The following is a 21,677-nucleotide window of genomic DNA, read 5'->3' as shown; positions in this document are numbered from 1 at the left end:
GGCGGGACAGCCCCTTAGGCCTCTTCCTCACCGGTCCGGCTCCGGCGGGCCAGCAGTCGTTGAGCGGCGGAGAGCACGGTCGTGGTGCCCCAGCCGGAGCGGAGGGCGGCGCGTGCGGCGTTGGCGCCCGGGGCGCCGTGCACCCCGCCGCCCGGATGTGCGGACGCGGACGCGAGGTACAGCGCCTTCACGGGCGTTTCGGGGCGGCCCGTCCCCGGCACCGGCCGGAACACCAACTGCTGGTGCATCGAGGCCGTACCTCCGTTGATGGCGCCATTGCGCAGATTGGCGTCCGCGTCCTCCAGCGACACCGGGGACAGGATCCGCCGGGCCCGGATCCGGCTGCGGAAGCCGGGAGCGTAGCGCTCCACCTGGTCCTCCATCCGGTCCGCCATCCGCTCCCGCTCGTCGGCGTCCCACCCGCCGGTAAGCCCGTCCGCGCCGGCGTCCGCCTTCACCGTGTGGGGCACGTGGGTGTAGGCCCATGCTGATTCGGTGTCCAGCGGCGACCGGGTCGCGTCGGCGGTGGTCATCTGCCCCACCAGGAGGAACGGGCGGTCCGGGATCAGGCCGCGGGCGATCTGGGACGCGCATCTGGTGAGCTCGTCGACCCCGTCGGCCAGGTGGACGGTCCCCGCCGAGGCGGCAGCCGCGCTGCTCCACGGAACAGGGCCGTTCAGCGCCCAGTCCACCTTGAACGTGGCGAAGTCCCACTCGAACCGTCGCATGTCGTCCAGAAGCCGGCCGGGCAGGTGCTCCGCGGCGACCAGCGCCCCGTAGAGGCTCGGGGCGGACACGTCGGCCAGCACGGCCCTGCGGGCGGGGACCGCCTCTCCGGTCTCCGTACGGACACCGACGGCGCGCCCCCGCCGCACGACGACCTCGGTGACCCGCTGTCCGCACCGCACGCTTCCCCCGAGCCGCTGCAACCGGCTCACCAGCGCCGCGGTGAGAGCCCCCGCGCCGCCGACCGGGACCGGGAAACCATGGAACTGCCCCAGCATCGACATCAGCCAGCCGAAGCCGCCGCTGCCCGCCGCCTCCGGCGCCAGATCGGCGTGGAGGGCGTTGCCCGCCAGCAGCAGCCGCCCGCCCTCCCCCGCGAACTCCTCCTCGCCGAGCCTGCGGACCGGGAGGACGAGGCTTCGGGCCAGCCGCAGCCCGCCCGCCGCCCGGAGCCGCGCAGCGAGCACGGTCCCGGCCCGGACGGGAGGGAAGGGTGAGAAGAGGGCGTCGACGATGTCCTCGCCCAGCCGGTCCCAGATCCGGCAGAGGTCGAGCCAGCCCTCGCCGTCGCCGGGTGCGAAACGGTCCAGGCCGGCGGCGGTCGCCGATCGGTCCCGGTCCAGCACCGCGCAGGTGCCGTCGAGCAGCGGGTGCGCGAGCACCTGGGGCGCGTGGCTCCAGCGAAGCCCCTCCCGGTGCAGGTCCAGCCTGGCCAGTACCGGAGAGGCCGCGGCCAGGGGGTAGAAGGAGCTGAACAGGTCGCTGACGTATTCGGGGTGGACACCGCGGTCGCTGCGGACCGCGCCGCCCGGCTCGTCCTGCGCCTCCAGCACTTCCACCGACCAGCCGGCGTCGGCGAGCAGATTGGCCGCGACCAGGCCATTCGGGCCGCTGCCGACCACTACTGCGTCGACCATAGGAGCGTCACCCTCCGTTTCGACGGCGCGAACCCCTTCACAGAGCGGTTCGCGTACAGCGGGAACTCATGGGCGGTCGGCCGGTGCGACGATACGTCCGCCCGTCGCCCTCGGCGTTGTGCGCTCGGTCAGCCGGGCGAGGCGGGCCAGCATGGTGCGGTGGCGAATCTGGATCAGCGAGTCCAGCAGGACGTTGTGGAGCGTGCCGCCGATGCCGCGCAGCGGGTGTTCGTCGACGGTCACGAGCGTCTTGTCGCCCCACGGCCGGATGTCCAGGGCGATGCGCGCCGAACCGAGCGGCCCGGCTTCGGCCTCCAGCTCCAGCGTCCGGGGCCTTTCGACGCGCCGCACCACCGTGCGCCCGGTGAACTCCTTGGGCCCCAGCCGCACGCTGTAGGTGATCGAGGAACCCAGCTCGGGCCAGTCGCCCTGCTCCCTGCGGGACCCGGAGGTCCCCACCACCCAGATGCCGTACAGACCTTCGTCCTCCAGCACCGCCCACACGGCGGACGGGGGACGGTCGATGAGATGGTGCCGGGCGGCCATGTTTTTCCTCGGTTCGTCGGTCGAAGCGTCCCGAACGCCGGACGTCTTGCCGCTACTGGGTACCACCGATACGGGAGAACAAACCCGGACCTCGCGGACCGGCGAGGAGGTCTCCTGTGCGGCGGGGTGCCTTCTCCGGTCGAGGCGGCGCAGTTGCTCTCGCGCGGCCACGAGATCCGAGGCGATGTCCCGAGTACGGCCGGCCCGGAGACGGGGCGCGCCTCCTCTCCTCTGCCGCCCAGGTTGCTCGGCGGCGCGTCAGGTTCCCGGTTCCGCCAGCGGATGTTCGCCGTCCGTCGGCCGGCGCAGCAGCGCGCCCAGGCCCCCGACCGGTTCCGTCGGCACCGGTTCGGCACCCTTCCGGTTGTCCGCTTCCAGGGCCTCCTCGGGCGCGGTCGTCAGTCGATCCGATGCTCACGTGCCGCGTCGACCAGCGCCGGGACGCCGTCGGCCGCGTCGGTCCGGCCGCCGTCGCGGGCCTTGGCCGCAGTGAACCGCTCCAGCGTGTCCGCCGCGTGCCGACGGGAGTACGCGCGACGCTCTTGCGCGATCCTCTCGTCGAGGCGTGCGGTGTCCGACCCGGCCGCTCGCCCCCCGTGCTCCGTCTCGACGACGAGCGCCGGGAGATGGCCGGGCAGGGCTGCGCGGACGGAATGCCGTTCCCGCGCGTCGCCGACCAACACGACCAGGCGGGCGCCGGTCGTGCCGGCGGCGTCCTCGACTGCCGCCGCCACGGTACGGGCGTTCTCCTCCCACGTGTTCTCGACGCTCACTTTGAGCTCGCGGCGGCTGTGCGTGGCCTCGTCGGCGACCGAGGTGTCGAGGTAGGCCGTGGCCCATGGGCCCGGGCGCTCGTACAGGGGTGTCAGGGGCGCGAGATCCATGGTTTCCTCCCGGTCTGTCGGGGTGGGCTCGACGCGGTCGAGTACCCCGGTCAGCCTCGGCTGCACACGCGCTGAGTCGCACGCCGATGCGTGTTCGGATGCGATGTTGATCCCGTTTGAGGTCCCTGCGAAAGGGAACTCGGCTTGGCGGCCGAGCGATGGGCCGTGGGATCCGGTCGCGGAGCACGGGATTCAGGGGTGCTGCCCGCGGCTCGAACCTCGCACCGGCCCCGTCGGCGGCACGCGGCCAGACGGGGCGGCAAGTTTCTGCCACTATCCCGAGTTGCGCACGTTTAGCCAGCATTCATAAGGTTATGCGAGAAATGCGCTTCGGGCATGAGGCGCGCCCATGGGAGTTCCGGGCGGCATCGGTCCGACTCCGCGCGCTCCTACGGCGACTCAACGTAACCCTCGTCGAGGAGTGAACTCGTATGCAGGCTGCATCCGGCCACGGACGACGCACGGACGGGGACGACTCGGCCGCGCACGAGGCTCTCCAGAGGCTGAGTGCGCTGCCTCCGGGCCGGAAGCGGGACAAGCTGCGCGGTGATCTGGTCTGGGCGTGGCTGCCGATGGCTCACCGGACAGCGTCACGGTTCCGCGACCGGGGGGAGGCGATGGGCGACCTTCGGCAAGTGGCCGCCATGGGCCTCGTCAAGGCGGTGGACCGCTACGACCCGCTCCGCGGCAAGGCGTTCGAGACGTACGCGGTTCCGACCATCACGGGCGAGCTGAAGCGGCACTTCCGCGATCACACCTGGGATGTCCACGTACCGCGCCGCGTCCAGGATCTGCGCAACCGGGTCAGGACGGTCCGGCGTGATCTGAGCCAGACCGCGGGTGGGCGCGCGCCGACCAGCGCCCAGATCGCCTCCGCCACCGGGCTCAGTGAGGAGGACGTGCTGCTGGGCATGGAGGCGCTGAAGAGCTACAGCGCCCTCTCCCTGGACGCCGAACCGGCAGGCGTGGAAGGCGGCAGCCCGCTGTCCGAACGACTGGGGTCCACCGATCGGGCCCTGGACGTCGCCGTCGACCGGGAAGCCGTGAAGCCGGGCCTGCGCAAGCTGCCGGAGCGGGAGCGCGCGATCCTCTACCTCCGCTTCTTCCGCGACATGACGCAGGTGACCATCGCCGCACGCCTCGGCATCTCCCAGATGCACGTCTCACGCCTGCTCAGCCAGTCCTGCGAGCGGCTGCGCGACGACGCCCTCCAGGGAGCGGCATGACCGCCCCCACGCTGCTTGCACGCCGGCCGGGCGACCGGCGGCCGGTTGTCCCCCTCAAGCCCACCGCGCTGGTAAGCAGGCCATGAGGACGACGCTCGCCCGCGTGACACCGCGCCTGCACCGGCCCGACACGTACCAGGTGACGCAGTCCCTGAAGGCGGCCGCCGCGGCCATCATCGCCTGGGCGCTGACCGGCTGGTGGCTGACGGCGCCGATGGCGCTGATGGCTCCCTGGGCGGCTGTGGCACTGGTGCTGGGGACCGTCTACCGGTCCGTGCGCACCGCGACCCAGCTCCTCCTGATGATCACGGCCGGAACCCTGCTCGCCGCCGGCGCCGCCGCCCTCACGGGAAACACGATGGCCGCCATGGTCATCGCCCTCCCCCTCACCGTGTTGCTCGGCAACTTGGCGCCCGTCGGCGGCCAGGGCCTGTACGCGCCGACCACCGCCCTCTTCGTGCTGGCCTACGGTTCGTACTCGTTGCCGGCCGTCGGGCACCGGCTGCTGGAGACAGCCGTGGGAGCCGCCGTGGGCATCGCGGTGAACGCCGTGATCCTGCCGCCCGTGCACTCGCTCCACGTCAGCAGGCTGGCGTGTGCGCTGCCGCGCGACTGCGCCGAGCTGCTGCACGACATGGGCGACGGCATGCGGGACTACGACGCCCAGCGGGCGGAGTCTTGGCACCGGAGCGCGCACGACCTGCTGGCCGCGCTGTCCGAGCTCCACGTGGCCCGGGGGTGGGACTCCGAGAGCTTCCGGCTCAACCCCGGCCACCGCCTGCGCCGCCGGACGCCCGCTCCACCCACGGCGTGGGACATCGTCTGGGCCCGGGTCACGAATCGGCTGCTCGCCCTCACCCTGACGCTGTGGGAGGCCGCCTCCGAGCAGCGTGGCCTGCCCCTGCCGCCGCGCCGCGCCCTGGCCGATGTCGGCCGGCTCCTGTCGGCCGCGGCGGAGGTCTGCTCTGCCGACGAACCCATCATGGCGCACGGCGCGGACGAGGAGCGGTGCGGCCGGAGGAACGACGCTCTGGCAGCTGCCCACCGAGCCCTAGCAGACCTGAAGGAACACCTGCACGGTCAGAGCCCCGAGGTCGGGGCCGCGCTCGGCAGCCTGACGGCCGGCTGCCAGGCGCTGCTCGACGACCTCGCACCCGACGGAGCGGACGCGGACGTTCTACCCGCCCGTGCACGACGAGGAGAGGGACCCTTCTGATGCCGTCGCCCCGCGGCACACGGTTGGACGACCTGCTCCGGCCCCGCGGCGGAACGGGGCGTGTCCTCGTCACCGGCTGGCTTGACCGGGCGGTCCTCACGTTTGGCTCCGGGCGACGGTGGTACCCGCCCGACGCCCGGAGCGGGAGCGGGCCCCGCCCCTCCCCGACACCGCCCATGGAGGAGACATGACCGACGACAGTGTCCCGGTCGCCCTGGTGACCGGGGCGGACTCCGGCATCGGCAGAGCGGTCGCCGTCCGGCTCGCGCGGCAGGGGATGGACGTGGGCATCACCTACCACCGCGATCGTCGGGGCGGCGAGGACACCGCCGCCGAAGTCCGCGCCGCCGGCCGGCGTGCCGCGATCGCGCGGCTGGATCTCACCGAGCCGCCGGTCGCCGCCGATGTGGTGGATGCCCTGGCGGACGAGCTGGGCCGGATCGACGTACTGGTCAACTGCGCGGGCACCGGAACATCCACCCGGTTCCTCGACCTGGACCACGCGACGGTGCGGCAGGTGATCGACGTGGACCTCATCGGCCCCTTCCTGTGCTCGCAACGTGCGGCCCGCCGCATGATCGCCCAGGGGGACGGCGGGCGCATCGTGAACATCACCTCGGTGCACGAGCACCAGCCTCGGGTCGGCGCCGCCCCCTACTGTGCCGCGAAGGGTGGGCTCGGCCTTTTGACGCAGGTGATGGCCCTGGAGCTCGCCGAGTACGGCATCACGGTGAACGCGGTGGCCCCCGGGGAGATCGCGACACCGATGACAGGCCAGGAGGACACCGAGGTGGAGGGCGTGGACCGGCCGGGGATCCCGCTGGGGCGTCCCGGCGACGCCCGGGAGGTCGCCGCCGTGGTCGCCTTCCTCGCTGGACCTGAGTCGTCCTACACCACCGGAGCCTCCTGGGCGGTGGACGGCGGAATGCTGCGCATGGGGCCTCAGGCAGGATCCCACCTGCGCTCCGACGACTGGCGCCGCCCCTGACGCGTCCGCTCCCACCAGCTCCCGCCCGCGCGCACCACGGAGGAACCATGGTCGACAGCACTCTCCCGCTCCTTCTCCAGGGTTACGCCTGGCTTCCCGACCGCAGGCGCCGCAGCGGCGGAGCCCCTGTACGGACACGCCTCCTGGGCAAGAAGGCCATTGCCCTGCACGGCCCGGCGGCGGTGCGGTTCTTCTACGACGAGAAGCACATCCGCCGCCACGACGCGCTGCCGCAACCGGTGATCGACACGCTTTTCGGCCGGGGCGCGGTCCACACGCTGGACGGCGAGCGCCACCGGGTGCGCAAGGCGCTGTTCACCGGCCTGCTCAAGGACCCGGCGGCGGTGCGGAACCTATCGGAACAGGTGGGCGGGGAGCTGGAACGGGCACGGGCGGAATGGTCGCGGAAGGACCGCGTCGTGCTCTTCGACGAGTTGGCGAAGGTGCTCACCCGCGCCGTGCACACCTGGGCCGGTGTCCCCCTGGACGAGGACGCGCTGACGCGCACGTCGCGCGACCTGATCGCCATGGTCGACGGCTTCGCCGCCGTCGGCCCCCGCCATCTCGCGGCACGACGGGCCCGCGGGCGCCAGGAGGAACGGCTGGCATCCCTGGTGGAGGCCGCTCGTGCTGACGCCGGTCCTGGCGGCGGACCCGGCCCCACGGTGTTCCGGACGATCGCGGCACACCGGAACGCGGACGGGTCGCCGCTCACGTCGCGCACCGCCGCGGTCGAATTGCTCAATGTGCTGCGGCCGACGGTGGCCATCACCTGGTTCGCCGTGTTCGCCGCGCATGCGCTGCACCGTCACCCCGAACACCGGGAGCCCCTGGCAGGCGAGGACGGCCCCGAGTTCGCGTGGGCGTTCGCCGAGGAGGTGCGCCGGTTCTACCCGTTCGCCCCCTTCGTGGGAGGCCTGGCCGCCGAGCGGCTGGAGTGGGCCGGACGGACGATCACCCCCGGCACGATGGTGCTGCTGGACCTGTACGGCCTGGATCACGACCCGGATCTGTGGCCCGAGCCCTACCGCTTCGACCCGTCGCGTTTCCTGGCGGGCCCTGCCCCGGCCGACGCGTTGGTCCCCCAGGGCGGTGGCCCGGTGGACGGCCACCGTTGCCCGGGCGAGGACGTGACCGTCGCCGTCCTCGCGACGGTCGCCCGTTTCCTGGCGCGGCTGCCGTACGTCGTCACCGAGCAGGAGCTTCGGATTCCGCTGCGAAGGATCCCGACGGCTCCCCGCAGCGGGTTCGTCATCAGCGATGTCGCGGCACCATCCGCCGAAGTCCTTACGGAAAGGGCGAGCCGCACCTGACCCGCACGGCGTGACCCCCTCCGTACGGCTGTATCAGCTCTGCGCGAGCATGCCCTTGCGGAGCTTGGTGGCCAGGAGGCGGTTGAGGAGCCGCGAGACATGCAGTTGGGAAAGCGACAGACGCTCACCTGTCTGAGCCTGGGTCATTTCCTGGCCGAAGCGCATGCGGGCGATCGGGTAAGTGACGGTCTCGGCGCCGGCCCCACGGTCCGGTCGCCCTGCGAGGTGGACGTGTGCTCCGGCGGCAGGACGCGCAGGGCCCGCCTGCTCCCGGCCTGCGGCGGATGCGAGGAACAGACGGCCCGTAGGAATTCGGGGGCAGTGGCTTCAGTCGGTGGAAAGCGCCTCGATGAGGTCTCCCACCTGGGGGTCGGGCAGGGCGCGGGCGACGTCCGCGGTGGCTACCATGCCGACCAGGGTGTGGCCGTCGATGACCGGCAGCCTGCGGACCTTGTGCGAGGTCATCGTGCGCAGTATCTCCTCGGCGGGGTCGTCGGCGCCGATGGTCACCGCCTCCCCCTGGGCCAGCTCGCCGGCCGTGCAGTCCGCCGGGTCCTTGCCCGCGCCGAGCACCTTGATCACGATGTCGCGGTCGGTCAGGACGCCCTTTAGCTTGTTGTCGGTGCCGCAGATCGGGATTGCGCCGACGCCGAGGTCCTTCATCTTCTTCGCGGCGTCCAGGATGTTCTCCTTCTCCCCGACGCACTCCGTGCCGCTGGTCATGATCTCGCGTGCGGTAGTCATGGTTCTCGTTCCCTTCCTGGGATCGTGCGGATCGCCCGTGGCGCGGCGGGTTCCCCACTGGAGAGGTTCCTAACGCCCGGTTCCTCCGTCCGGGCGTATGCGACACGCGGAGCGTTACGGGCGGGTGCCGCCGCGTCGACGGCTCGGCGGCCCTGTGGCCCTATGGCCCTATGGCCCTGCGGCCCTGCGGCCCTGCGGCCCTGCGGCCCGGAACGAAGCACGCTCGCCGCTGATCGCCATCATCACGGTCACTGTGATGGTGGCTGCGTTCTTCCTTGTCTACGCCCTGCTCCTGTGACCACCGCGGCGCCCGCTTCCACGGGAAGCTCCCACCGACAACGGCTTTTCAGCCCTCGACGCCGGTGGCGCGGTGCGGCGCGCCGACCGGCTTGGATTCCGGGGAACCACGCTGGCGCAGGTAGACCGACAGGATGGCCATGGAGGCCACCGCGAGAAGTTCGGACTGCCAGTTCTGGAGCGTTCGGCTCCAGAAGTCGGCCGACAGAATGTATCCGCTCCAGTCGACGGGCGGCTGAAGGTTCCGAAGCCGCTGTTCGTTGTAGGCCGCCGTGCCCGCGACGGACTGAGCCAGCCACGACAGGAGGAAAAGCGCTGCCATGACCAGGCCCAAAGAGCGCGAGAACAGTTTCTGGCGGATCCCCTCGGCCGCCGCCCAGCGGGGGGAGTCGTCACGGGCGTGGGCTCCGACCCGCTGCGTCTCGTCGTCCTCCGGTCCCGCCCTGTCCATCTCCTTCGACTCGGGGGAGCCGCGCTGGAGCAGCCAGACGGTGCCGAAGATGTAGAGGAAGAACTGCAGGTATTCCGACTGCCAGTTCTCGGTCACATCGACGGCGAAGTCGGACGACATCAGGTAAGCGGTCAGGGATACCGGTGCCAGGGAGTCGACGAGCAGCCCGTTGTTGAACTCGGTGTGGCCCACGAGGGCCTGTCCGGCGAGGGTCAGCAGGAAGGCCGCGGCGAAAGCCAGAGTGAGCGAGTTGTCCCGCAGGAATCTACGCACCGGACGCGGCCTTCCCTGTTGCATGTCCTCGTCGCCGAGGCGGCACTCCCCTCACCTGTGCATCAGACCTAGCGCGGTGAAATAGGCGAGCCCGCAGACGACGACGGTGAGACAGAGCACGAACAGCGCTTTCGTCACGGTCACCCGCCTTCGACGACACAGGTGTACGGCCGCCCCGGGTCCGGCGTACAGCCGGCGGCCACGACCTTCCACCCGTCGGGGAAGCGTGACAGGAACAGCGTGTCACCGTCGAAAACGGTACGGCCCTGGTTCCCGTACACATCAACGCCGCGGACCGGGCCGGCCACCGGCAGCTCTTCGCCCGCGATGACCGTGACGCACGGCTTTCCTTCGGCGGATTCGAGCGTGTCGCGGGTCGCGGGGGCCAGCAACGCGCACGTCGCCGCCGCATCCTTGGTGCGCAGCCCTTCTCGGAAGGCCACGGACGCGTCCCGCACCTCGGCCGTGCGGGCGCCCGCCCCGCCGCACCCCGTCAGCAGGAGCGTCGCCGCGAGCAGTGGAGCCAGTAGCGGAGCCGGAAATGCTCCCGGGGAGCATTGATACGCCATCGTGTCTCCGTCCACCGACCGGCCCTCCGGGGACATCATGGGTGTGTGAGGCCGCCCGCCACCCTCCCGACACGCCTCGGCGCGGAATCCCGGGCCGACTCCTGGCAGCAGCGCGGCCGACGGCCCCCGGCTCGGGGCCGGGGGCCGTCGACGGGCACTGCGGGCGGCGGGTCATCAGGAGGCCGCCGTCAACTCCTCGGGGAACACGCGGGACGGCGCTGCTCGAGCAGCGCCGTCCCGCCGTGCGTGTTGGCGTCGCTCACGGGTGATCCGGCCGCTCCTCGGGCGGGACCCCGCCACCGGGGCCTCCGCCCTTGCCGCCCTTGTCCGTTCCGTGCGCGTGCGCTCCGCCACCGCGGGGCGTTCCAGGCTCTCGCGCCTTCCTTTCGGAGCTGTCCTGCGGCGTTGCCCCACCCTTGTCGCTGCGCCGCTGTTCCGGTTGCTGCGGGTTCGACATCGCGATCGCTCTCTCCGCGTAGATCGGTGTGCCACCCGAGTCCCCGAGTGGCTTCCGGTCAAACATGTCGCTGCCCTGATCGAGGAGGACACACGCGACTTCCCCGACCGCGTCCGGCCCCGCTACCGCGTTTGGCCGCTGACGACGGTGGTACCCGGCGACAGCAGGGCCACTCGACGCGCACCACGTCGCGCGCGCCACTCATGGTGAGCTACCGCGCAGACGCCTCCGCGGAGCCGCGACCGATCTGGGGAGATGACGTCATGACCGACCCCCGCCCCTTCTCCGGGCAGGACGAGTCCTACTGGATGGATACGACGGATGCTCCGCCCTACCCGCGCCTGACCGAGGACATCTCCGTGGACGTCGCCGTGGTGGGCGGCGGCATCGCCGGTCTGAGCACGGCGTGGGAGCTGGCCCGGGCAGGCCGGAGGGTCGCGGTGCTGGAGGCGGACCGCATCGCGTCCGGCGTCACCGGCTACACCACGGCCAAGGTGTCGGCGCTGCACTCGCTCGTGTACGACCGGCTGCGGCGGGCCCATGGCGCCGAGGCCGCCCGGCTGTACGCCGGCTCGCAACTGGACGCGGTGGAGCGGCTGGCGGCGATCGTCGACGAGGTGGGCATCGCCTGTGATCTGGAGCGGGTGAGCGCCTACTCCTACGCGGCCGGGCCCGCCTCCCGCGCGGCCGTCGAGGCTGAAGCCCGTGCCGCTGCCGAAGCGGGTCTCGAGGTCTCGTACGTCACCGAGACGGAGCTGCCCTTCCCGGTCGGCGGCGCGGTCCGCCTGGACGGACAGGCGCAGTTCCACCCGCGCGCCTACCTCCTGGCTCTGGCCGAGGACCTGCTGGGCCTCGGGGGCCTCGTCTTCGAACGGACCCGGGTCACCGGACTTTCGGAAGGGCAGCCGTGTCGTCTGACCACTGAGGACCAGTGGGTGGTGGCGGCCCGGGACGTGGTGGTCGCCACCCATTACCCGGTCTTCGACCGTGCGATGCTCTTCGCGAGGCTGTCGCCCCGGCGGGAGTTGGTGGTCGCCGCGCCGGTGGCCACCAACCGGGCCCCGAAGGGGACGCACATCACCGAAGACGAGGGAAAGCGGTCGGTGCGTTCAGCGCCGCTCGACGAGAGCCGTCGTCTGTTGATCGTCACCGGGGAGAGCTTCACGCCGGGAACGGGCGATCCGCGGGAGGGCTTCCGCCGTCTCGACTCCTGGATGCACGAACGCTTTCCGGTGGGCACCACCACATATCGGTGGGCGGCACAGGACAACGACCCCAGCGATACGGTGCCGCTCATCGGTCCCCTCCATATCGGGGCTCGTCATACCTACGTGGCGACCGGCTTCGGTGGCTGGGGAATGACAGGCGGCGTCCTGGCGGGCCGGCTGCTGACCTCTCTGATCACCGAGTCCGAAGCTCGGCCGACCTGGGCGGAGCTGTACGATCCGCGACGTATCGCGGGTGTACTGCGAGAGGGCGCGGCACTGCTGAAGCAACAAGCCGATGTGGCCAAGCACTTCGCCGGCGACCGGCTGCGGGTGACCCACGTCGACTCGGTGGGTGACATCGCGCCGGGCACGGGCGCTGTCGTGCGGGTGAAGGGGCGGCGCTGCGCCGTTTACCGGCAACAGGACGGCACGGTGCGGGCCGTCTCCGCCCGATGCACCCACCTCGGCTGCCTGGTGTCCTTCAACGACGCGGAAGCCACCTGGGAGTGTCCGTGTCATGGATCCCGGTTCGGCACCGACGGCACCGTGCTCCAAGGGCCGGCGACACGCCCCCTGGAAAGGCTGGAGGTCCCCGGCGAGGCGGAGTGAGCCCAGTCGGGGGCGCCGGCTAGGACCGTGGTCCTGGTCGACGACGGCCTCGCCACTGGGCTCACCGCACATGTCGCCCTGCGTCACGTGCGCCGTCAGGCTCCGGGCCGACTGACTCTCGCCGTACCCGTCGGCGCTCCCGGCAGCCGAGACCGCCTGAGCAGTGATGCGGACGATGTCCTCTGCCTGCATCAGCCGCCGGGCCTTCGATCCGTGGGTGAGTGGTACGACGACTTCGACCAGGTGACGGACGGGAAAGTCCTCGCCCTCCTGCGCGGCCGCAGAGAGCCTCGGCCGTCCTCGGCGCCTTCACTCCAGTGAACGCGAACAGCTCGGCGGGCGTGCCCCTTTCTCCCTGGCGCGGCCTATGGGGCTCGTACGGGAAACGCGGGTGGGCGTCCGCCAGGTATGTCTCTGAGGCAAGGGGACGGAGAAAGGGCACGTCCATGCCCGCTGAATCCGGTTCGAAGCGTGAACGCCAGCACGAACACATCGAGGAAAGCCAAGAATGAAGAAGGGTCGTCGATCTCCGGCCCCCCGGGCGCGACGACGGCCGGTGGGCCGCGCGTGACGGCTCGTCCCGTGGCTGCCTCGTCGACGACGGCGCGCTCCTGCGCCGCGGAAGCGAGGGGTCGCACTCTCGACTGACGCACAGGTGCCCCCTGCCGGCGGGGCCTGCCGGAAGGGGCCCGTTGCCCGGCCCGTGCGCCCGGGTTCCACTCGTATGCTGCCTGCCGATCAGGGAACTTCTGGCAGATTTTCGTGTCTTATCTGACTTTTATGACGATTCATGGCATGTCTTAGGCGATCAGGTGATCAGTACGACAATCATCTCGGCTTGAAGGAGCCTCCATGCGCATCTCCAGTTCCGTCCGCTCCCGCAGCGCCCGCACGGGCGCGAAGGTGGCCGTCGCAGTCGCGGTCGCCGGCGCCACCCTGGCCGGAGCACCCGCCGCCTACGCCCTCCCCGGCGACAGCGGTGACATCGACATCCGCTCGGTCAAGTGGCACTCGCGCAGTGACCGCGACGGGGTCGAGGTCTGCAAGTTCGTGCTGGCTGCGAGCAACTTCGAGTCGTTCCCCTCGGTCCCCTGGACGATCACCGAGCAGCCCCCGACCGTGCCGCCGGGCACCACCCTGATGGACAGGCTTCCGCTCATCAACGGCAGTGCGCGCAGCGAGGCGTACCTGCTCCCGGAGGGCACGTACCAGCTCGTGTGGGTTGTCCCGGCGGGCCCGAAGCAGAAGAGCTTCAAGGTCGAGTGCCCCGACCGCGGTCACGGCGGCGGCAAGCCCCACAAGCCGCAGAGGCCGATCGGCGGTGTCCCCGCGGGCGGCGGCGGCGTCCCGGACATGGAGCCCATCAGCTCCGAGAGCGACTCGAACGCCGGAGCGGTCGCCGCGCTGGCTGCCGGGGCCGCCGGAGCCGCGGGCCTGGTCATGATGCGCCGGTCCGCACGTCGCCGTGCCCGTGGCGAGGCGTAACGCCCGCTGCCGACGGCGACGACGAGGACCGACGCGCGCGTGCCGTCTCACCATGACGCTGTGCGTGACGTTCTCTCTGGTGGCCGGCATCGTCTGGGTGTCCTCGGGCTCCTCCGAGGACACCCGGACGGTCGCCGCCGCCCGCGGCAGCGACGCCGCGGGCGGCGGGAGGGAGCCGTTCCGGCGGGCACCGCACAAACCGGAGAAGCACGTGCCCGCCTCGCACGCTCCCCTGGTGCCCTCCCGACCGCTGAAGGTCGCCATTCCCGCCATCTTCATCGAGGCGGCGGTCACCGGACTCGGCCTCGACGCGAAGGGCCGGCTGGAAGCCCCGCCGTTGAGCAAGCCGAAGCTGACGGGCTGGTACGAGAAGGGGCCGTCACCCGGTGAGAACGGCACGGCCCTGCTCGTGGGCCACCGGGACACCAGGACCGGCCCCGCCATCTTCCTCAACCTCAACGCACTGCGCCGGGGCGACAAGGTCAACGTGGCGCGTGCGGACCGCAAGACCGCGGTGTTCACGGTGGACGCGGTGAAGACGTACACGAAGGACAAGTTCCCCGACGACAAGGTGTACGGGGAGACCGGGCGGCCCGAACTTCGGCTGCTGACCTGCGGCGGGCGTTTTGACGAGAAGGCTGGTTACTCGGCGAACGTGGTGGTCTTCGCACATCTCACCTCATTGAAGAAGGCGGCCTGAGTGCCGCTCAGGGTCGGCCGGTACCTCGGGGACAAGGTGCCGGCCGCCCTCACGACCGCGGCACGACCGCGGCGGGGGCAATCGCCGCTTCGACCACGCTCAGGTTGTCGCGTCGGCCGGACCCGAAGGACAGCGCTTCCTGCCCGGGACCCTCCCCCGGTGCTGCGCAGTCGAGCCCTGCTCTGGCGATCGATCGCACACCAGCTTTGCAACGATAAAATAGAAAGCGCTTACCGCACTGTTGCCTTTTCCGCGGGGGCTGTCCTTCACTGTGAACGGCAGCCCGTCAGCCACCGGACCGCCGGCTGCCTCGGCCCTCAAGGAGGAAGGCCTATGCAGCCCTTGGCCGCACTCGTCTCAGCCCTGTTCCTCGTATCCCTCGTCCCGGGCCAGGCCGCCGCCCAGCCTCCCGACATACCGCCCCAGGAGCCGGGCGTGACCATGCGGGTGTTCGACGTGCAGATGCCGCTGGACGACTTCTGCGAGCTCAAGCCCGGACAGACGGCCAACGTCGACGAGTTGAAGCCGACGATCGACTGGACCACCGCCGAGGACTTCGGGCTGAGCGGCAAGTTCGTCACCGAGGTCACCGCCTACCTCGATGTCGATTCGCCCGGAGGCCACGACTTCCGGATCACCAGCGACGACGGATCCCGGCTGATCATCGACGGCACGGAGGTCATCGACAACGGGGGCGTACACGGTGCCCGGGCCAAGGAAGGCTCGATCGAACTGACCGAGGGCCACCATCCGCTGCGCATCGACCACTGGGACGGCGAGTACGACCAGCGCCTTCTGCTGGAGTGGCGGCCGCCCGGAGCGGACGGTTTCTCCGTCGTACCCACCTCGGTGCTGAGCACGGACGCCGACGTCACCCGGGTCACCTCCCCGGGCCGCAAGCTGTGCGAGGGCGTCGACGAGTCACCGGGCGACGGCCTGCCGCTGGCCGGTGTCCACCCCGACTACACGCTGACCGATCTGCGCCCCGACGGTTTCGAACCGCAGGTCACCGGCATGGGCTGGCTGCCGGACGGCCGATTGGCCGTCAGCACCTGGGGCGGCAGCAGGGAGAGCGAGCTGGGGCAGGTGTACCTGCTCGACAACGTCACCGGCGCCACCGACCCGTCGAAGGTGACCAAGAAGCTGGTCGCCGAGAACCTGCTGGAGCCGATGGGCCTCGCGTACGTCGACGGCACCCTCTACGTGTCCGAGAAGGACGGCCTGACCGCGCTGGTGGACAAGGACGGTGACGAGGTCACCGACGAATACCGCAAGATCGCGACCTGGCCGTTCGGCGGGAATTACCACGAGTTCGCGTTCGGGTTGCTGTACGAGAAGGGGCACTTCTACGTCAGCACGGGCATCGCCATGGTCCCCGGGGGCGCGACCCAGGACCCGCAGAACGTGCCCAACCGCGGGAGCACCCTGAAGGTCAACAAGGACACGGGCAAGGTGTCCTACGTGGCCGGGGGCTGCGCACGCCGAACGGTCTCGGCCGGGGTCCGGAGGGCGAGATCTTCGCCACCGACAACCAGGGTGCGTACGTGCCGACGTCTAAGCTGGTGCGGATCAAGCAGGGCGCCTTCTACAACCACCACACGAACCCGGACGGCCTGTACGACAGCCAACCGGTGACCGAGCCCGTGCTCTGGCTGCCGCACGGTGAGATCTCCAACTCGCCGAGCAACCCCCTCCTCCTGCCCGACGGGCCCTTCGCCGGGCAGATGGTGTTCGGTGACGTGACCTACGGCGGCCTTCAGCGGGCGTTCCTGGAGAAGGTCGGCGGCGAGTACCAGGGCGCGGTGTTCCGGATGACGCAGGGCCTGGAGGCCGGGGTCAACCGGATCAGCCTCGGCCCGGACGGGGCGGTCTACACCGGCGGCATCGGCGATTCGGGGAACTGGGGCCAGGAGGGCAAGTTCAAGTTCGGCCTGCAGAAGCTCTCACTCAGCGGCGACGACGCCTTCGACATGCGCGCCATGCGGGCGACGGACGGCGGTTTCGAGATCGAGTACACGCAGCCGTTGTCCGAGGAGACCGCCGAGGACCTGTCGGCCAAGTACGAAGCCCAGCAATGGCGTTATGTGGCGACCCCCAGGTACGGCGGCCCGAAGGTCGACGAGGAGAGCCTCGACGTCACTTCGGCGACGCTTTCCGAGGACCGCACGACCGTGACGCTGAAGATGGACGGACTGCGCCCCGGCAGGGTGGTGCACGTGCAGTCCCCTCGCCCGTTCGCCGCGGAGAACGGGGCGGAGCTGTGGAGCACCGAGGCCTGGTACAGCCTCAACACGCTGCCCGACGGTTCCGCGCCGCCGCCGGTGTACGAGGCGGAGTCCGCCTCGCTGGACGGCGGCACCAAGTTCAACGACAACCACTCCGGGTACTCCGGCGCGGGTTTCATCGACAACAACTGGGAGCCGGGCTCCAGCACCACCTTCGCCGTACGCGCCGACAAGAAGGGGAAGCACGACCTCGCGCTGCGGTACGCGAACGGCCAGAACTCCGACCCGGAGCCCACCCCCAGGTCGATGACCCTGTACGTCAACGGCGAGCGCCACAAGCAGATCTGGCTGGACTCCACCGTCGCCTGGAACAAGTGGGCGTCCCACATCGAATCGGTGCCCCTGCGGAAGGGCGCGAACACGATCACGTACGCCTACGAGCCCGAGGACGACGGTCATGTGAACCTCGACAACCTCACCGTCACCCCGACGAAGCGCACCACCCTCTTCGACGGCACGGACCTCGACGCCTGGGAGGCGAACGACGGCAGTCCGGCGAAGTGGCCGGTGGCGGACGGCTCCATGGAGTCCCTCGGCGGAGACATCCGTACGAAGGAGAAGTTCGGCGACTTCCGGATGCACGCCGAGTGGTACCAGCCCCACTACCCGCCGGACGTCACCGGACAGGCCCGGGGCAACAGCGGGGTCTACATCCAGGAGCGTTACGAGCTCCAGGTCCTGGAGTCCTTCGGGGTCGACGTACCCGCCGACAACGACGCCGGTTCGATCTATCTGCGCAAGGCCCCCGACGTCAACGCGGCTACCCCGCCCGGCACGTGGCAGCGCTACGACATCGAGTTCCGGGCGGCTCGCTTCGACAGCGACGGCAAGAAGGTCCAGGACGCGCGGGTGAGCCTCCGGTGGAACGGCAAACCGGTGCACGACGACGTGGCCATCGCCGGCCCCACCGGGGCGGGCCGGCCGGAGGGCCCCGCACCGGGCCATATCCGGTTGCAGGACCATGGAGATCCCGGTGAGAACCCGAGGTTCCGCAACATCTGGATCGAACGGCTCTGACATCGGGCCGGCGGCCAACACCTCTGGTTCAGAGGGTGAGAAGGCTTCGCAGTGTGAGGCTGATGCCCACGGTGAGGACGGCGAGCGCGGTGATGACGGTCCCGTAGCGGGTCCAGCGGCGCAGGGAGGGCAGGTGGCGTTCGCTCGGTGCGGCGAGTCTGCTGCCGCTTCCGGAGAGCAGGAGGCCGACGGCGGCGAGTGGCTGGTCGCTCCCGTCCCCCGGGTAGTGGCGCAGGACATCGCTCGGGCTGTCCGCGGGAACGGAGGATGCGGCCGGCCCTACGCGGTCGCCCGGGACGGCGGTGATCTCCTTCCAGCCGGCCCTTCGCGCGTCCGCCCCCGAGGTGAAGGTGATGTCGGCGGGCCCGGAGAGATCGGCTTCGGCCCGCAGGGCGCAGGTCAGCCGGGCCACGGGGACGCCGGCGGTCCCCTTCCCGTAGGTCAGGGTGGAGCGGGTCACGTGCCAGGCGATGCGCCTGCCGGCCACGGAGACGCGGGTGCGGTCGGCGAGTCGGGTGCATCGATCGGCTGCCCTGTCCGCCGCTTCGGCCGGTGCGATCGTGTCGTCGTGGTCGGTGTCCGTCGCTTCTTCGTCCTGCGCGGTGGGGATCTCCGCGCTGTCGACGACCGCGGTGTCGTCGATCCGGTCGTGCGACAGGCGCAGTCCGTCGTAGTGGTTGACGCTGAAATTGCCCAGCGGGTGGGCTTGGGCCGTCGGTACCGCGGTGAGGCCGGACAGCACGAGCAGGGGCGCCGCGACGACCGCCGCACGGCAGGGAAACTTCATCGACTACCCATCTGCGTCGGGTCGGTACAGGGGGAGGTACGGGTTCAGGGCATGGGCCTCGCTCAGGCGGCGGGCCCCCTCGGGCAGAGCGAGGGACTGCTCGATCGTGCCCCGGTGGTAGCGGAACAGAGCGTTCTTCCAACCGGTGGTGGCCGCCCGGCGTGCATAGGTGAGGGCTTCGGTATCGCGGCCCGCGCGGTGCAGGGACCAGGCCAGCGCGTCGGCGACGATGACGCTTCGGACGTGCTTCCACTCCCTGCGCGCGAGCTCCACCGCGACCTCCGGGTCGCCGTGGTCGGCCGCGTAGAGGATGAGGTGCGGGTCGACGGGCCCGTCGTCCGCACGGGCCATCCGTAGCTGCGCCGACAGGACTGCCCGCTCGCTTCCCCGGTGGGAGTTTCCGCTCGCGCGCCGAAGGTCCAGGCTCTCCAGCAGGAACTGGGGCAGCGGCATCCGTTCGACGAGCCGCGTGTACCGCTCAAGTGCCTTGTCCGGGTGGCCGCGTGCGGCGGCCACCCGGGCGAGTCCGGCCTGCCCGTAGGGGTGGGTCGGCACGGCGCCCAGGGCTCGTCCGTAGTGTCGTGCCGCCCGGTCGATCTCGCCCCGGGACCAGGCCAGGTCGCCCAGGCGGGCCTCGGCGAAGGCTCGTTCGTCCTGCGTGACCGCGCTGTCCACGGCTCGCTGGAGTGCGATGGCGGCGTCCTCGGGTCGCCCGCCGGTCTCCAGGTCGTAGGCGGCTCTGCTGTAGGCGGCCGTGGCCGGGGCGATGTCGAGCATCCGCTGTACGGCGTGGCGCGCCTGCGGATAGTTTCCGAGCTGGATCTCGGCGTCCGCCAGTACGGCATATCCGTCCGGCCGGTCGGGTGCCATCCGGGTGGCGCGCAGCCCGTGCAGGCGCCCCTCGCCGAAGTCGTGCCGGGCGTTGGCGAGCAGTCCCCGGCCCGTCACGGCCCGATAGTTGTCCGTGCCGTCGAGGGCGAGGGAGCGGCGCAGCGCCTTGTCGGCTCCATCGAGCAGGCCCGCGTCGAAGGTGGTGCGGGCCCGTTCGATCTCGGCGTGCGCCAGGTCGGCCCAGGCCGTCGGGTCGTCGGGGTGGGTCTCCGTCCTCTTGCGGATGGTGTCGACGGAGCCGGCGCCCTCACTGGAGGCGCCCGCGGGCGCGGCGGTGGCCGACGGCCGGGAGGTGTCGGGACCGAGGAGGAGGAGTCCCGCCACGCACCCGGCCACGGCCGCCGCCGCGCCCGCGGCGGTGATCAGACGCCTCACGGGCCCGCGTGGGGCAGATTGAGGTACGGGAACGTGGCCTGCGCGTCGGCGGGTTGCAGACTGAGGACCGGCCGCGGGAGCAGGTCAGCGGCGGACGGCCCGGCGGGCTCGCCCTCCAGCATGCGGATCAGCGGCCCGTCGATGTTGTCGTTGAGCCGCCGCCCGTTCGGGAAGCCCTGGAGGTCGCCGTCGAGGACTCCTTGGCTCTTCGGCCCGGCGGTGACGGGAGTGCTGAGGTTCAGGCGCAACTGCTCGGCGAGCACGATGCGTTCGGGGTCCGCGTCGGCGTTCATCGTGTGGGTGTTGAGGTCGAAGCCGAACGTGGATCCGTTGTCCTTGCCGATGCCCTTCATGAACAGGGCCTGGATGTCACGGCGCGGGGTGGCCGGCGCCGTGCGGCCCTGGGCCCTCTCGATCCGGTGCGGCGGTACGGGGTCGAGGGTGGCGGCCAGGAAGTCGCTTTCCAGGTGGTCGTCCTTCGGAAGACGCGCCTGGAAGCGGTCTTCGGGCCCGCCGGGCCGGGCCAGGCCGACGGTGGAGCCGAACAGGGCGAACGCGATGTGCGGGGTGCCCTGCCGGGATACCTGCCGGAAGGTGGGGGCCTGCTTCGAAAGGCTGCGTTCCAGGTCCGCGCCCTGCCGGGAGACGGACGCCCACACGCCGACGACCGGGTTGCGTTCGGGGTCGCCCTTCAGGGCGATCTCCTTCTTGGGGACTTGCAGGATCAGGCTGTTCACGTTCAGCGCCGAGAGCGGCTGGGCGTCGGGCAGCCATCCGGGCACGGGCCCGCTGGTGCCGACCGTGTACAGGCCGAAGACCTGGGTGTCCGCCTTGAACGCCTCCGCCGCCTGGGTGGCCACGGTCCGCCCTCCGCCGGGGAGTTGGCGGGTCGCCTGCTTCCGCAGCTTGCCGTAGTCGGGCATCAGGGTGCGACCGGTGTGGGTGGGTGAGGCGATCGCGTCCTTCAGGAGCGTCCGGCCGGCGCCGCCCGCCTCGATCTTTTCCAGGGTGTACTTCTGCCGTACCCCGAGCGACCGGTCGTCCAGCGAGTTCACCGGCAGCGGCCCGACCTTCGGTCCCACCCCGAAGGGCCGGCGGTCCTCGTCCCGGAAGGTCCAGCGGTAGGTGGTGTCGGATGCTCCGTCGCCGTCGGCGTCCGTGTGGATCTCGTACCGGGCGCCGGTCGCGAACGGGAAGTCCACCAGCGCGTTGGCCGCGGTGCCGGGGACCTGGAAAGGGCGCACGTTCGCGATGAGCGTGACCATGTCCGCGTCGTCCGGGCTGGTGAAGGCGTACACGTCGGTCAGGTCCGCCGGGGAGTCCAGCACGGCCGAGGGGGCGTCGATGTGGCCGCCCGCCCGGCCGACGCCCATGAACTGTCCGGCCAGGGCGGCTGCCGTGAGCGCGGCCGTGGTGGCGGCGAGGAGAGCGAATCGTGGACGGGCCGGTGAGCCGGTTGCGGACGTTCTGGGGGTTCCGGGCACGCGTGTCTCCAGGGCTGTGGTGGGAGGGGAGTCGCAACAGCCAACGGCGCGAATGATCTTGGAGTGACTGCTCCGCGTCGCGCATCACTCGCCGCGTGGAACTTTCCCACCGGATGGACTAAAGACCGGCCCGCATGGTCGAAAAACCATGCATGGGTAGGCATACTCATCGCGAAGTCGATCTTCGACCGGCTTGTCGTCCCGACGCCGAACTCTGTCCCGTTCCCGC

At 71.0% G+C, this 21,677-nt stretch carries 17 protein-coding genes and 2 pseudogenes; 9 read left to right on the top strand and 10 right to left on the bottom strand.

The genetic code is table 11. The annotated features are described in order from the left end of the window. Nucleotides 1-14 precede the first annotated feature (14 nt). The 3 genes from ACIQRW_RS01850 to ACIQRW_RS01840 form a co-directional block, all read right to left on the bottom strand. Complete coding sequence (locus ACIQRW_RS01850; protein WP_403752943.1) at nt 15-1,643, bottom strand: phytoene desaturase family protein; 1,629 nt, start codon at nt 1,641-1,643, stop codon at nt 15-17. Nucleotides 1,644-1,709: 66 nt separating this feature from the next. Then, nucleotides 1,710-2,189: an SRPBCC family protein gene (locus ACIQRW_RS01845; RefSeq protein ID WP_403752940.1), complete on the bottom strand. Its 480-nt coding sequence runs from the start codon at nt 2,187-2,189 to the stop codon at nt 1,710-1,712. 398 nt (nt 2,190-2,587) lie between these two features. Then, nucleotides 2,588-3,073 (bottom strand): hypothetical protein, encoded by a 486-nt coding sequence (locus ACIQRW_RS01840; RefSeq protein WP_403752937.1) that lies wholly within the window; start codon nt 3,071-3,073, stop codon nt 2,588-2,590. Nucleotides 3,074-3,504: 431 nt separating this feature from the next. Between ACIQRW_RS01840 and ACIQRW_RS01835 the strand changes: the two genes are divergently transcribed. From ACIQRW_RS01835 to ACIQRW_RS01820, 4 genes are all read left to right on the top strand, one after another. Continuing rightward, the gene (locus ACIQRW_RS01835; protein ID WP_403752935.1) at nt 3,505-4,299 is read left to right on the top strand and encodes a SigB/SigF/SigG family RNA polymerase sigma factor; all 795 of its coding nucleotides are present in this window, start codon (nt 3,505-3,507) and stop codon (nt 4,297-4,299) included. A gap of 103 nt (nt 4,300-4,402) precedes the next feature. Beyond that, the gene (locus ACIQRW_RS01830; RefSeq protein WP_403752932.1) at nt 4,403-5,515 is read left to right on the top strand and encodes an FUSC family protein; all 1,113 of its coding nucleotides are present in this window, start codon (nt 4,403-4,405) and stop codon (nt 5,513-5,515) included. 187 nt (nt 5,516-5,702) lie between these two features. Next, entirely contained in the window at nt 5,703-6,503 is an 801-nt protein-coding gene (locus ACIQRW_RS01825) for an SDR family oxidoreductase (protein ID WP_403752929.1), read from the top strand. Nucleotides 6,504-6,550: 47 nt separating this feature from the next. Further along, on the top strand, nt 6,551-7,816 hold the full coding sequence (locus tag ACIQRW_RS01820) for a cytochrome P450 (protein WP_403752926.1): 1,266 nt from the start codon (nt 6,551-6,553) through the stop codon (nt 7,814-7,816). A 33-nt stretch (nt 7,817-7,849) separates the two neighbouring features. On the opposite strand, the pseudogene ACIQRW_RS01815 reads toward ACIQRW_RS01820, so the two are convergent. From ACIQRW_RS01815 to ACIQRW_RS01800, 4 genes and pseudogenes are all read right to left on the bottom strand, one after another. Further along, nucleotides 7,850-7,990 (bottom strand): annotated as a pseudogene (locus tag ACIQRW_RS01815) (sigma factor-like helix-turn-helix DNA-binding protein); the annotation flags it as partial. A gap of 153 nt (nt 7,991-8,143) precedes the next feature. After that, nucleotides 8,144-8,560 carry a CBS domain-containing protein gene (locus ACIQRW_RS01810; RefSeq protein ID WP_403752923.1) on the bottom strand — a complete coding sequence of 139 codons (417 nt, stop codon included), beginning with the start codon at nt 8,558-8,560 and terminating at the stop codon, nt 8,144-8,146. Between the two features lie 346 nt (nt 8,561-8,906). Continuing rightward, nucleotides 8,907-9,605, bottom strand: coding sequence for a DUF6766 family protein (locus ACIQRW_RS01805; protein ID WP_403752920.1), 699 nt, complete (start codon nt 9,603-9,605; stop codon nt 8,907-8,909). Nucleotides 9,606-9,721: 116 nt separating this feature from the next. Then, entirely contained in the window at nt 9,722-10,150 is a 429-nt protein-coding gene (locus tag ACIQRW_RS01800) for a hypothetical protein (protein WP_403752917.1), read from the bottom strand. A gap of 720 nt (nt 10,151-10,870) precedes the next feature. Between ACIQRW_RS01800 and ACIQRW_RS01795 the strand changes: the two genes are divergently transcribed. From ACIQRW_RS01795 to ACIQRW_RS01775, 5 genes and pseudogenes are all read left to right on the top strand, one after another. Then, the gene (locus ACIQRW_RS01795; protein ID WP_403752914.1) at nt 10,871-12,424 is read left to right on the top strand and encodes an FAD-dependent oxidoreductase; all 1,554 of its coding nucleotides are present in this window, start codon (nt 10,871-10,873) and stop codon (nt 12,422-12,424) included. Nucleotides 12,425-12,451: 27 nt separating this feature from the next. Next, nucleotides 12,452-12,745, top strand: coding sequence for a hypothetical protein (locus ACIQRW_RS01790; RefSeq protein ID WP_403752911.1), 294 nt, complete (start codon nt 12,452-12,454; stop codon nt 12,743-12,745). Nucleotides 12,746-13,276: 531 nt separating this feature from the next. Continuing rightward, nucleotides 13,277-13,909, top strand: coding sequence for a hypothetical protein (locus tag ACIQRW_RS01785; RefSeq protein WP_403752908.1), 633 nt, complete (start codon nt 13,277-13,279; stop codon nt 13,907-13,909). A gap of 52 nt (nt 13,910-13,961) precedes the next feature. Next, entirely contained in the window at nt 13,962-14,609 is a 648-nt protein-coding gene (locus ACIQRW_RS01780) for a class F sortase (protein WP_403752905.1), read from the top strand. A gap of 333 nt (nt 14,610-14,942) precedes the next feature. Then, nucleotides 14,943-17,911: pseudogene (locus ACIQRW_RS01775) on the top strand (family 16 glycoside hydrolase). Nucleotides 17,912-17,939: 28 nt separating this feature from the next. On the opposite strand, the gene ACIQRW_RS01770 reads toward ACIQRW_RS01775, so the two are convergent. Genes ACIQRW_RS01770 through ACIQRW_RS01760 form a run of 3 tightly spaced genes read right to left on the bottom strand, consistent with a single transcriptional unit; the run spans nt 17,940 to nt 21,448 of the window. After that, complete coding sequence (locus tag ACIQRW_RS01770) at nt 17,940-18,698, bottom strand: hypothetical protein (protein WP_403752902.1); 759 nt, start codon at nt 18,696-18,698, stop codon at nt 17,940-17,942. A gap of 3 nt (nt 18,699-18,701) precedes the next feature. Then, nucleotides 18,702-19,964 carry a tetratricopeptide repeat protein gene (locus ACIQRW_RS01765; RefSeq protein WP_403752899.1) on the bottom strand — a complete coding sequence of 421 codons (1,263 nt, stop codon included), beginning with the start codon at nt 19,962-19,964 and terminating at the stop codon, nt 18,702-18,704. Beyond that, the gene (locus ACIQRW_RS01760; RefSeq protein ID WP_403752896.1) at nt 19,961-21,448 is read right to left on the bottom strand and encodes a DUF4331 domain-containing protein; all 1,488 of its coding nucleotides are present in this window, start codon (nt 21,446-21,448) and stop codon (nt 19,961-19,963) included. Before ACIQRW_RS01760 ends, ACIQRW_RS01765 begins: the two co-directional genes overlap by 4 nt. Nucleotides 21,449-21,677: the final 229 nt, after the last annotated feature.

Origin of the sequence: Streptomyces sp. NPDC091287 (genome assembly GCF_044768525.1) — a bacterium.
Taxonomy (GTDB): domain Bacteria; phylum Actinomycetota; class Actinomycetes; order Streptomycetales; family Streptomycetaceae; genus Streptomyces.
This window is presented reverse-complemented; position numbering and strand designations above follow the sequence as displayed.